This is a genomic window from Thiemannella venezuelensis, assembly GCF_014203605.1.
Taxonomy (GTDB): Bacteria; Actinomycetota; Actinomycetes; order Streptosporangiales; family Streptosporangiaceae; genus Planomonospora_A; species Planomonospora_A venezuelensis.
On sequence record NZ_JACHJJ010000035.1, the window covers coordinates 12090 to 23849 of the forward strand.

Below are 11760 nucleotides of genomic sequence, written 5' to 3' on the forward strand. Positions count from 1 at the left end.
CTATCACCCGATCACCGATGTCCAGATCTTGACGTATGCCGATATACGTCTCACCATCACGACATGCCGACCGAGATGGCGCAGCCCTTCACCGTGCGGTCCGGGGAGTCGTGGCGCGATCCCTTCCCCATGTACGCCGGCCTGCGCGACCACGATCCGGTGCACCACGTCGCCGAAGGCGACTACTGGGTGTTGTCGCGCTTCGCCGAGGTGTGGGCGGCGGCCCGTGACACCTCGGCCTTCTCCTCCGCCCAGGGCCTGACCTTCACGTACGGCGAGCGGGAGCGGCTCGGCCTGCGGGAGGCGGCGCCGATGGTGATGCTGGACCCGCCCGAGCACACCGAGTTCCGCGGGCTCGTCAGCCGGGGGTTCACCCCGCGCAGGGTCGCCGGGGTGGAGCCGGCCGTGCGCCGGTTCGTGGCCGGGCGCCTGGACCGCGTCGCCCGCGTCCTGGCCCGCGGGCCGGCCGCCGAGACCGACATCGTCTCCGAGCTGTTCAAGCCGCTGCCGAGCTTCGTGGTCGCGCACTACCTCGGGGTGCCCGAGGCGGACCGGGCCCGGTTCGACGGCTGGACCGAGCAGATCGTGGCCGCGGGCTCCCACGGCGACCCGCTGGCCGCCTCCGGAGCCGTGGCCGAGCTGCTGGACTACTTCACCCATCTGGCCCGGCGGCGCCGCGACGAGCCCGGCGACGACACGGTCTCCGCGCTCGTCGCGGTCTACGGCGACGGCGACCCGCTGGGCCTGCTGCGCATCCTCGGCTTCGCCTTCACCATGGTGGCCGGCGGCAACGACACCACCACCGGCCTGCTCGGCGGCGCCTGCGAGCTGCTGGCCGCCCATCCCGGGCAGCGCGCGCTGCTGGCGCGCGAGCCCGGGCTCATCCCGGGCGCGGTCGAGGAGCTGCTCCGGCTGACGTGCCCGGTCCAGGGGCTCGCCAGGACCGCCACCCGCGACGTGCGGATCGCCGGGACCGTGATCCCGGCGGGGCGCAAGGTCATGCTGCTGTACGCCTCCGCCAACCGCGACCCCCGCGAGTTCGGCCCGGACGCCGAGCGGCTCGACGTCACCCGGCGCCCCGGCCGGATCCTGGCCTTCGGCCACGGCGCCCACCACTGCCTCGGCGCCGCCGCCGCGCGCCTGCAGGCCCGGATCGCCCTGGAGGAGCTGCTGATCCGTTTCCCGGACTTCACCGTCGACCCCGGTCGCGGGGTCTTCGCGCCCGGCCACTTCGTCCGCCGCTACCGGTCGCTGCCCTTCTCCGCCGGGCGGCCCGCATGAGCGCGCCATGGCTGCGGGACGAGCGTGCCGGACTGGCGGCCGAGCGCATCCTGGCCGCCGCCGAGCAGGTCTTCCTCCGGCGCGGCGTCGCCGCCACCGAGATGGCGCACATCGCCGAGGCGGCCGGCTGCTCGCGGGCCACGCTGTACCGCTACTTCGACAACCGGCACGCGCTGCGCATGGCCTACGTCCACCGCGAGGCCGGGCGCGTCGCGCGCGACGTGGGCGAGCGGGTCCGCGGTCTCGCCGACCCACGGGAGCGGCTCACGGCCGCGCTGCCCGCCGTCCTGCACGCGGTGCGGGGCAACCCGGTGCTGGCGGCGTGGTTCACCCACGCCGACGGTGCCCTGACCGCCGAGCTGGCCCGCTCCTCCCCGGTGATCGAGGCGATGGGCGCCGCGTTCCTCGGCGACCCGGCCGATCCCGGCACCCGGGCGCGGGGACGCTGGCTGGTCCGCGTCATCGTGTCCCTGCTGACCACGCCCGGCGAGGACGACGCCGACGAACGGGCCATGATCGAGAGTTTCGTGGTCCCCGTGCTGGCCGGGGAGGACGCGCCGCGGCCGCGGTGAGCGCCGGCCGGGCGCGGGGTAATCCCGTTGCCCGGCGGGCACCGGCCTCACCAGACTGAACGGCGTGAGCACGCCCTACCGGCAGATCCGCGCCGTCTACACCGAGGAGACGATCACCGTCTACCAGGCCTACGACCCGGACATCGCCGGCCCCGCCGTCGCGGCGCAGCGGTTCGTCCCGCCCTTCAAGCGGGAGCGGATGACCTGGATCAAGCCGTCGTTCCTGTGGATGATGTACCGCTGCGGCTGGGCCGCCAAGCCCGGCCAGGCCCGCGTCCTGGCCGTCGAGATCGCCCGCGACGGCTTCGAGTGGGCGCTGGCGCACTCGTGTCCCAGCCACCACGGCCGCGACGCCGGTCCGGCCGACCGCGCGGCCTGGGCGGAGCGGCTGCGGCGGAGCCCGGTCCGCGTCCAGTGGGATCCCGAGCGCGACCTGGGGCTGAACCCCCTGCCGTACCGGTCGATCCAGATCGGCCTGTCCCGCGAGGCCGTGCACCGCTACGCCGACGAGTGGACCGTCTCGATCACCGACGTCACTGATCGCGTCCGCGACGTCCACGCCGCCGTCCGGAGCGGCGACCGGGCGGCGGCGCTCCTCCCGGAGGAACGTCCGTACCCGCTCCCGCCGGCCCTCGCCGACGCCGTCGGAGCCCGGGCGGTGTGAGAACGGGCAGCGGCTGTCATACCGGGTCCGGGTCGTCCGGCCGGGGGTTTTCGCGCGTACGGCACCGGGAGGAGCAGGCGCCGCCCCTACGGCACCGGGAGCAGGCCCGTGATGCGACACCGCTGTCCGGCGTCCGTGTGATCACCCATCGGGTCGGCTTCCGGCGCCGGCCGGGCTCGTGACCAGCGGCAGGTAGACCTCGTCGACGATCTCCACGAGGACCTCGTCGGGGACCGTCGGCGTGCCGCGGGTCACGAACTCGTTGCGCAGCAGCGCCATCGCCGTCGTCGCGACCCTGGGCGTGGTCTGGATGCCCGCCCGCCCGAGCACGGTCTGCCACATGCCGGCGCCACCGTCGGTGGCGTGCGCGTGCAGGATGGCCAGCAGTTCGGGGTCCTGTCCGGCGCCGGACAGCAGGCCGCGCAGGACCTCGCCGAGCGGTGACGACCAGTGGCTGTTGGCGGCGCGCAGCAGGGCCAGCACGTCGCCGCGCAGGCTGCCGGTGGCGGGGAGCTCCGGCTGGGCGGCGAGCAGTTCGCGGTAGGCGGCGACGCCGAGCGCGGCGCGGTTGGGCCAGCGGCGGTAGAGGGCGTTCTTGTTGGTGCCCGCCCGCCTGGCCACGCGCTCCATCGTCAGCCCCGCGTATCCGGATTCGAGCAGCTCTTCCCGTGCCGCCTGGAGGATGGCCTGCTCCAGCTCTTGACTCCGACGTCTCACGCCCATGAGGGTACGGTACGTACCGTACCCTTTGGAAGGGAGAGGCATGCGCGGCAAGGGAATCGTGTACGACACCGGCATCGTGATCGGCGGCGACAACACGCGAGACGTGTTCGACCTCGACGCGGTACGGCACGAACTCCACGTGATCAGGCGGGACCTGCACTGCACGGCCGTCAGGATCATCGGCTCGGACCCCGGCAGGCTCGAGGCGGCGGCCCGCGAGGCGGCCGGGGCCGGGCTGGAGGTGTGGTTCTCTCCCTTCACCTGCGACCTGACGCCGGAGGAACTGCTCGGCCTGTTCGCCGACTGCGCCGAGCGGATCAGGGGCACCGACGCGGTGTTCGTGGCGGGCGCGGAGCACAGCCTGCTCAACCGGGGGTTCCTGCCCGGAGAGACGATCGGGGAGCGGATGGAGCTGCTCGCCGTACCGGAAAAGCTGCGTGAGCACCTCGGGCAGGTGCCTGCTCTGGTCAACGCGTTCCTGAAGGACGCCGTGGCGGTGGTCAGGGAGCGGTTCGCCGGCAGGATCACGTATGCGGCGATCCCCTTCGAGATGGTGGACTGGCAGCCGTTCGACTTCGTCGGAGTGGACCTGTACCGGTCGGCGGAGGTCGCCGACCGGTACCGCGAGGGGGTCCGCAGCCTGGTCGCGCAGGGTAAGCCGGTGGCGATCACCGAGGTGGGATGCATGACGTTCCGGGGCGCCGGGGATCTCGGGGCGCGGGGGACGGAGGTGGTGGAGTACGACGGCCACCGGCCGCTGAGGCTCGCCCGGCCCCTGCACCGCGACGAGGGCGAGCAGGCCGCCTACCTGCGGGAGGTGCTGGAGGTGTTCCGGCAGGAGGGAGTGGACAGCGTGTTCGTCAACACCTTCGCCCAGTACAACATGCCCGGCGAGCTGGACACGGCCGGCTACGGCATCGTGCGGATGACCGGCGGGACCTCGTGGGAGCCGAAGGAGGCGTTCCATCTGCTCGCCGAACGCTACGGCTGAGACGCACCCGGCCGGGCCGCGACGCGGCTCTGCTCCCGCCGGTTAATTCGGTTGCCCGGCGGGAGTCCGGTTGGTCACGCTGGTCGGTATGAACGTGCCCTGTATGCAGAGCCCGTGACGGTTCCGAACCGGCCGTTCCGCTGGGACCTGACCGGCCGCGACCGGCTCGGCGGCCTCCTGGACGGCCGTCCCGAGGACGAACTGCCCTACCTTCCCGAACTGATCGAGTGCGCCGCCGAGGTCCTGGCCCGCAGCGCCGGCGGTGACCTGTACTTCGCCGGCCGTTCCGCCGACGGCGTCCACGACCTCCTCTCCGGAGCCCTGGCCCGGACCTCGCACCGGGACCGGCTGCACCTGCTCCCGTTCTCCTGCCGTTTCGAAGAGCCCCTCCAGGCCGCCGAGGTGCGGCGGCTCCGGGTCGACCTCGAAGGGCTGGGCATCACCCCGTACGGCCTGGCCCGCCGCAGGCGCCCGGTCGTCTTCGCCGACCTGGTGTACGGCGGGGCCACCTTCGCCAACCTGTACGGGCTCCTGCGCGACTGGATCGGCGACGAGCGCGAGAACTGGGACGTCATCCGCCTCAAGCTGCGCTTCCTCGGCATCACCTCGCGCAGGAAGAGCAGCCCGAACACCTGGCGCTGGTGGCAGGAGGCCTCCTGGACCGGCGACCTGCCCCGCAGGGCCGTGGCGGGCGTGTCCGTCGAGCCCTGGCTCTGGAGCTACCTCGGCAACGAGCAACACAAGATCACACCGTCGTTCCCGCGCGCTCTCTGGTCCGATGAGGCCGCCGCCGTACCCCGCCGCGACGAGGAGGCCCTCTCCGCGCTCGCCCGGGCCGCCGGCCTCGTGGAGCGGGGCCGGGGCCGGAAGGCGCGTGAGGCGCTCGCCCGCCGGGTCGCGGCCGAACCGGCCTTCGCGGAGCCCTGGCTGCGCTCCCTGGTCCTGGAGCTCCGCCGGGGATGACCCGGGCGCGGCGGCCGTCGGGCGGTCAGGCCTCGTCCAGCTCGAACACCTCGGCGAGCTCCAGCCGCACGCACGAGCTCATGAGCCGCGGGGCGAGCCCGGTGATCCTGAGGCGTCCCGAGACCGTGGCCAGCCGCCAGCGGATCCCGAGCAGCAGCGTCCATCCCGCGCCGTCGCAGGAGCCGAGGGCGCGGGCGTCGAGGACGAGGAAGCGGTGGCCCTGGTCCACCAGATCGCTCAGGACGCGCCCGAGGATGCAGGCCGTCGACATCGTCAGGTCTCCGACGAGCGTGACGACCGTGCGGTCCGTCCCGGGGCCGACCAGGAGTTCCAGGACGGGATCCGCCGGCGGGACGGCGAGGGGCGGTTCGGCGGCAGGCCCGGAGACCCGCTCCGGGAAGACGGCCGGCGCGGGTTCCCGGAGGAGGCCGGCGGCCGGCTCGGGCGCCGGAGGCGGCGCGATGGCGGGCCCGGCATCCGGCAAGGTGACACTTCCCATGAATGACCAGCTTCCTCGGACGGGCGGCGGACGCGTGCCCACCGCGCTGGTGAGGGGCCATCAGGCTGTTTGCCCCGAATCATGCTATATCGCGCTGAGTAGCGACCCAATTACAAAGAGCCTTATATGTAGGGAGATATCTCACTCGGCAGCCAGGAATAGCCGCAACCCCGGTGGCCGTTGACATACGGAGCTAATGAGTGGCATCCCAGGGCGGTCCGGACCGCGCGCGTAGTCTGACGGGGGTCACGGTCACGCGACTGGGAGAGAGATTGGGCGTCAACGGCCTGGATGTTCCGCATGCGCTACGGCAGGCGGTCTTCCCCGGAGGGACGGCCCCCGCCTGCAGGACGCTGATCGACGTCCTCGACCAGACCGTCCGGCGCCACCCGCACGCGGCCGCGCTCGACGACGGGCGGACCCGGCTCGACTACCTCGGCCTGCGCGGCGAGGTGGACCGGCTCGCCGCCGAGCTGCGGGAGGCCGGGATCGGCCGCGGCGACCGGGTGGGGGTGCGGGTCCCGTCGGGCACGACCGGCCTGTACGTCGCGATCCTGGCCGTGCTCACCGTCGGCGCCGCCTACGTCCCGGTGGACGCCGACGACCCCGACGAGCGGGCCGAACTGGTCTTCTCCGAGGCGGGGGTGTCGGCGGCCGTCGTCGAGGGCGAGAAGGTCGTCGTCTTCGACCCCTGGGGCCGCGCCCCGCAAGCCCCCGGGACCGATGACCGGACGGTGCCCGCGGCCCCCCTCTCCGCCGCCCGGCCGGCGGAGGGCGCCGGAGCCGTACGGCCCGGCCCGGACGACGACGCGTGGATCATCTTCACCTCGGGGTCGACCGGCAGGCCCAAGGGGGTCGCGGTCACCCACCGCAGCGCGGCGGCGTTCGTGGACGCCGAGGCCCGGCTCTTCCTGCAGGACGAGCCGATCGGCCCCGGCGACCGGGTGCTGGCCGGGCTCTCGGTGGCCTTCGACGCCTCCTGCGAGGAGATGTGGCTGGCCTGGCGGCACGGCGCCTGCCTGGTCGCCGCGCCCCGGTCACTGGTGCGTACCGGCATGGACCTCGGCCCGTGGATGGCCGAGATGGGCATCACCGTCGTCTCCACGGTCCCGACTCTGGCGGCGCTGTGGCCGGCGGAGAGCCTCGACGACGTCCGGCTGCTGATCTTCGGCGGTGAGGCCTGCCCGCCCGAGCTGGCCGAGCGGCTGGCCGTACCCGGGCGGGAGGTGTGGAACACCTACGGTCCGACCGAGGCCACGGTGGTCGCGTGCGCGGCCCCGCTGACCGGGGAGGGGCCGGTCCGGATCGGGCTGCCGCTGGACGGCTGGGACCTGGCGGTCGTGGACGCCGCCGGAGAGCCGGTCGCCATGGGCGAGACCGGCGAGCTGGTCATCGGCGGGGTCGGGCTGGCCCGCTACCTCGACTCCGGCAAGGACGCCGAGAAGTACGCCCCCCTTCCGTCCCTCGGCTGGGCGCGGGCCTACCGCAGCGGCGACCTGGTCCGGGCCGAGCCCGAGGGACTGGTCTTCGGCGGGCGGGCCGACGAGCAGGTCAAGCTCGGCGGGCGCCGGATCGAGCTGGGCGAGGTGGACGCGGCCCTGCAGGCGCTGCCCGGCGTCGCCGGGGCGGCCTCGGCCGTCCGCACGACCGGCGGCGGGCACCAGCTGCTCGTCGGCTACGTCGTGCCGGGCGAGGGGTTCGACCAGGAGGAGGCCGTGGACCGGCTGCGGGACACCCTTCCCGCCGCGCTGGTTCCGCGGCTCGCCCTGGTGGACGACCTGCCGACCCGCACCTCCGGCAAGATCGACCGCGACGCCCTCCCCTGGCCGCCGCCCGGCGCGGACGGCGCGGACGGACCCGGGACGGACCCGGGCGTCGACCCGTGGGTGGCGGAGCGCTGGCGTGACGTGCTCGGCGTGACCGAGGGCGACTTCTTCGCCGAGGGCGGCACCAGCCTGGCCGCGGCCCGGCTGGTCTCGGCGCTGCGGGCGCGCTACCCGTCGGTCACCACGGGGGACGTCTACGAGCATCCGACGCTCGGCGCGCTCGCCGCGCACCTGTCCGCACTGGACGCCCCGGAGGCCGTGGAGGCCATGGAGTCCGCGGCCACCGGCCGGGTCGTCACGCCGATGCCGCGCCGCGCCGCGCTCGTGCAGTCGCTGCTGACCGTGGTCCTGCTCACCGCGGGCGGGATGCGCTGGCTGGTCGGCCTGGCCGCGTTCAACAACGTCGCCGGCCTGCCGTGGGCGCCGGCCGTGCCGTGGTGGCAGGTGCTGCTGGGCGGCCTGCTCTTCGTCACCCCCGCCGGGCGGATCGCGCTGGCCGCGGGGAGCGCCCGGCTGCTGCTGCGCCGGCTGGAGCCCGGCGCCCACCCCCGGGGCGGCGCCGTCCACCTGCGGCTCTGGTTCGCCGAGCGGCTCGCCGAGCGGCTGGGCGTGGCCGACGTCTCCAGCGCCCCCTGGCTCACCCACTACGCCCGCGCGCTCGGCGCGACCGTCGGCGCCGACGCGGACCTGCACTCCGCGCCGCCGGTCACCGGCATGCTCAAGCTGGGCAGGAACGCGGCGGTCGAGCCCGAGGTCGACCTGAGCGGGTACTGGATCGACGGCGACCGGGTGCACGTCGGCGAGATCAGGATCGGCGCGGGCGCCGTGGTCGGCGCCCGGTCCACGCTCCTGCCCGGCGCGCGCATCGGGAAGAACGCCCAGGTCCTCCCCGGCTCGGCGGTGGCCGGCCCCGTCCCGTCCGGTCAGCGCTGGGCGGGCGTGCCGGCCGTGCGGACGGGCAAGGCGCGCCACTCCTCCGCCGCCCGCCCGCCGCGCTCCCGGCGCTGGGCCGCGGTCTACGGGCTCACCGCGCTGGCGCTCGGCCTCCTCCCGGTCGCCGCCGCCGTCCCCGGGCTGCTCCTGCTGGCCCGCGGCACCCTCGCCGACGCCCTGTACGCCGTGCCGCTCGCCACGGTGGCCTCGATGGCGGCCTTCGCGCTGACCCTCGTGGCCGCGGTGCGGCTGCTGTCGGTGGACCTGCGCGCCGGGCTGCACCCGGTGCACGGCCGCCAGGCCTGGCAGGCGTGGACCACCGGCCGGCTGATGGCGACGGCCCGGGTCTGGCTCTTCCCGCTGTACGCGAGCGCCCTCACCCCGGCCTGGCTGCGCGCCCTGGGCATGAAGGTCGGCCGGGACGTGGAGCTGTCCACCGTGCTGGCGCTGCCCTCGATGACCTCGGTCGGCGACGGAGCGTTCCTCGCCGACGACACGATGGTCGCCCCGTACGAGCTGGACGGCGGGCGCTTGCGGGTGGACCGCGTGCGGATCGGCAAGCGCGCCTTCCTCGGCAACTCGGGGATGACCGCACCCGGCCGGAAGGTACCCAGGGACGGGCTGGTCGCGGTGCTGTCCGCGGCGCCGAAGAAGGCGAAGGCGGGCTCGTCCTACCTGGGCATGCCCCCCGTCGAACTGCGCCGGACCGCCGGTGACGGCGACCGCAGCCGCACCTACGACCCGCCGGCGCGGCTGAAGGCGGCCCGCGCCGCCGTCGAGCTGTGCCGGCTCGTCCCGGCGATGGCCACGGTCGCGCTCGCCGTACTCGTGGTCGCCGCGCTGGAGTGGCTGCTGCGCGGGTACGGCCTCGCGGTCACGGCGGCGCTGACCGGCGTCGTGGCGGCCGGGGCGGGCGTGCTCGCCGCGGCGGTCGCCTCCGCCGCCAAGTGGCTGGTGGTCGGCCGGATCTCCGCGGGCGACCGGCCGCTGTGGAGCTCGTTCGTGTGGCGCAACGAGCTGGCCGACAACTTCGTGGAGGTGCTGGCCGCGCCGTGGTTCGCCCGGCCGTGGCTGGGCACGGCTCCGCTCAACGCCTGGCTGCGCTCGATGGGCGCGCGGATCGGGCGGGGGGTGTGGTGCGAGACCTACTGGCTGCCCGAGATCGACCTGGTCTCCCTGGGCGACGGCGCGACCGTGAACCGGGGGTGCGTCCTGCAGACGCACCTGTTCCACGACCGGGTCATGAGCATCGATACTGTCGTCTTGCGGAACGGTGCGACGCTCGGCCCGCACGGGGTGGTGCTGCCCGCGGCGACGGTCGGGGAGGACACCGTCGTCGGCCCGGCGTCCCTGGTGATGCGCGGCGAGTCCGTGCCGCCGGGGACACGCTGGTTCGGCAACCCGATCGCAGCATGGACGGCCCATACCCCGAGGACGTGAGTCGAGTTCTGAGCACCACCCACCGCCCCTACTTCCCCGCGCACGGCGACGACGGCTACCGGACCGGCCACTACGACCTCTGCCTGGACTACCGGGTCGGCAACAACCGGCTCGACGCCGTCGCCCGCATCTCGGCGGTGGCCGTCCGGCCGCTGGACCGCCTCTCCCTCGACCTCGGCGCCTTCCGGGTCGGCAAGGTGCTGGTCGACGGCAGGACCGCGCGCTTCACCCACCGCGAGGGCAAGCTGCGCGTCTCGCCGGTGCGGCTGCGGCCGGGACCGTTCACCGTCGAGGTCCGCTACGCGGGCAGCCCCCGGCCGGTCTCCAGCCCCTGGGGCGGGCTCGGCTGGGAGCAGCTCGCCGACGGCGTGATCGTGGCCGGCCAGCCGACCGGGGCCCCGTCGTGGTTCCCCTGCAACGACCGGCCGGACGACAAGGCCTCCTACCGGATCGAGGTCACCGCCGCCTCGCCGTACACGGTGGTCGCCACCGGGGAGCCGGTGGAGCGGCGGCGGACGGCGGCGGCCACGACCTGGGTGTACGAGCAGGCCGAGCCGATGGCGCCGTACCTGGCGAGCGTGCAGATCGGCCGCTACCAGCAGACCGGGCTGGGACCGCGGATGCGGGCGTTCCACCCGGCCAAGCTCGCCCGCCGGGTGCGCAACGACTTCGGGCGGCAGGACCGCATGATGGCGGCCTTCACCGAGCGGTTCGGCCCGTACCCGTTCGCCTCCTACACCGTCGTGGTGACCGAGGACGAGCTGGAGATCCCGGTCGAGGCGCAGGGCATGTCGATCTTCGGCGCCAACCACGTGGACGGGGCGCGCGGCCAGGAGCGGCTGGTCGCCCACGAGCTGGCGCACCAGTGGTTCGGCAACAGCCTGACCGTGGCCGACTGGCGGGACATCTGGCTGCACGAGGGCTTCGCCGCCTACGCCGAGTGGATATGGTCGGAGGTGTCCGGCGGCCCGTCCTCCGCCCAGCACGCGGCCCACTGGCACCGCCGCCTGGCCGCCCTGCCCCAGGACTTCGTGCTCGCCGATCCCGGAGCGCGCCGCCTGTTCGACGACCGCGTCTACAAGCGCGGCGCCCTCACCCTGCACGCGCTCCGCACGACCCTCGGCGACCTGGCATTCTTCTCGATGCTGCGGGCCTGGACGGGCGAGAACCGGCACGGCTCGGTCACCACGGAGATGTTCGCCGACCTCGTCCGGGAGTACGCCCCGCGGTCGTCCGAGACGTTCTTCGCCTCCTGGCTGTACGGCCCCCGCCTCCCGCCGCTGCCCTGATCCCTCCCGAGGGGCGCGGCCGGCCGGATGGGCGAGCCGCCGGAGGGCGCGCACGGCTGCTCCGCCGGGGGCGGGGCCGCAGGGCTCCCGACGGTCGTTATCGTGGAGCGGTGCCTCCCGCCCTCCGCACCCGCCTGCCCGCCGCGCTGGCGGCCGTCGTCACCGTCGCCGCCGGACTGACCCTGCGCGCGGTCGCCGGCGGCTGGTTCGCCGAGTACGGCGGCGACGCCCTCTACACCGTGCTCGTCCACACGCTGATCGTGTTCGTCCTGCCCCGCGTCGCCCCGGTGCGGGCCGCGGCCGGGGCACTGGCGTTCAGCTGGGCCGTGGAGCTGGCCCAGCTCACCCCGGTGCCCGCCGCGCTGTCGGAGGCGAGCGTGCTGGCCAGGCTGGTGCTCGGCAGCACGTTCGGCGCCGCCGACCTGGTGGCCTACACCGCCGGGGCCGCCCTCGCCGCGGCCGCGCACACGCTCGCCGGCCGCACGTCCGCCCGCCGCACACCCGCGACCGCTCCCGCGGCGGCCGGGCCGGCCGAACCCGCCGGGCGGGCCGGGAACACCGGGAAGACCGGATAACCTG

General features: G+C 74.7%; 10 protein-coding genes. 8 read left to right on the forward strand and 2 right to left on the reverse strand.

From position 1 onward, the window contains the following. Positions 1-63: 63 nt before the first annotated feature. The 3 genes from FHS22_RS33910 (at position 64) to FHS22_RS33920 (ending at position 2517) form a co-directional block, all read left to right on the forward strand. On the forward strand, positions 64-1281 hold the full coding sequence (locus FHS22_RS33910; protein ID WP_184948292.1) for a cytochrome P450: 1218 nt from the start codon (positions 64-66) through the stop codon (positions 1279-1281). After that, the gene (locus FHS22_RS33915) at positions 1278-1853 is read left to right on the forward strand and encodes a TetR/AcrR family transcriptional regulator (RefSeq protein WP_184948293.1); all 576 of its coding nucleotides are present in this window, start codon (positions 1278-1280) and stop codon (positions 1851-1853) included. Before FHS22_RS33910 ends, FHS22_RS33915 begins: the two co-directional genes overlap by 4 nt. Before the next feature lie 64 nt (positions 1854-1917). Beyond that, positions 1918-2517, forward strand: coding sequence for a DUF4291 domain-containing protein (locus FHS22_RS33920; protein WP_184948294.1), 600 nt, complete (start codon positions 1918-1920; stop codon positions 2515-2517). Positions 2518-2658: 141 nt separating this feature from the next. Here the strand turns inward: FHS22_RS33920 and FHS22_RS33925 are convergent, their stop codons facing one another. Further along, positions 2659-3234 carry a TetR/AcrR family transcriptional regulator gene (locus FHS22_RS33925; protein WP_338048068.1) on the reverse strand — a complete coding sequence of 192 codons (576 nt, stop codon included), beginning with the start codon at positions 3232-3234 and terminating at the stop codon, positions 2659-2661. Between the two features lie 46 nt (positions 3235-3280). On the opposite strand from FHS22_RS33925, the gene FHS22_RS33930 reads away from it, so the two are divergent. Continuing rightward, positions 3281-4231, forward strand: a complete 951-nt coding sequence (locus FHS22_RS33930; protein WP_184948296.1) for a hypothetical protein — start codon at positions 3281-3283, stop codon at positions 4229-4231. A 114-nt stretch (positions 4232-4345) separates the two neighbouring features. After that, on the forward strand, positions 4346-5194 hold the full coding sequence (locus tag FHS22_RS33935; RefSeq protein ID WP_184948297.1) for a hypothetical protein: 849 nt from the start codon (positions 4346-4348) through the stop codon (positions 5192-5194). A gap of 25 nt (positions 5195-5219) precedes the next feature. On the opposite strand, the gene FHS22_RS33940 is transcribed toward FHS22_RS33935, so the two are convergent. Continuing rightward, the gene (locus FHS22_RS33940; RefSeq protein WP_184948298.1) at positions 5220-5693 is read right to left on the reverse strand and encodes an STAS domain-containing protein; all 474 of its coding nucleotides are present in this window, start codon (positions 5691-5693) and stop codon (positions 5220-5222) included. Positions 5694-5965: 272 nt separating this feature from the next. On the opposite strand from FHS22_RS33940, the gene FHS22_RS33945 reads away from it, so the two are divergent. The 3 genes from FHS22_RS33945 to FHS22_RS37535 all read left to right on the forward strand — a co-directional run bounded on the left by FHS22_RS33945 (position 5966) and on the right by FHS22_RS37535 (position 11756). Continuing rightward, the gene (locus tag FHS22_RS33945) at positions 5966-9892 is read left to right on the forward strand and encodes a Pls/PosA family non-ribosomal peptide synthetase (RefSeq protein WP_260408563.1); all 3927 of its coding nucleotides are present in this window, start codon (positions 5966-5968) and stop codon (positions 9890-9892) included. Further along, positions 9889-11181 (forward strand): M1 family metallopeptidase, encoded by a 1293-nt coding sequence (locus tag FHS22_RS37530; protein WP_338048069.1) that lies wholly within the window; start codon positions 9889-9891, stop codon positions 11179-11181. The genes FHS22_RS33945 and FHS22_RS37530 overlap by 4 nt, the downstream gene beginning before the upstream one ends. 110 nt (positions 11182-11291) lie before the next feature. Beyond that, positions 11292-11756, forward strand: a complete 465-nt coding sequence (locus FHS22_RS37535) for a ribosomal maturation YjgA family protein (RefSeq protein WP_221474463.1) — start codon at positions 11292-11294, stop codon at positions 11754-11756. The last annotated feature ends 4 nt before the right edge of the window (positions 11757-11760 follow it).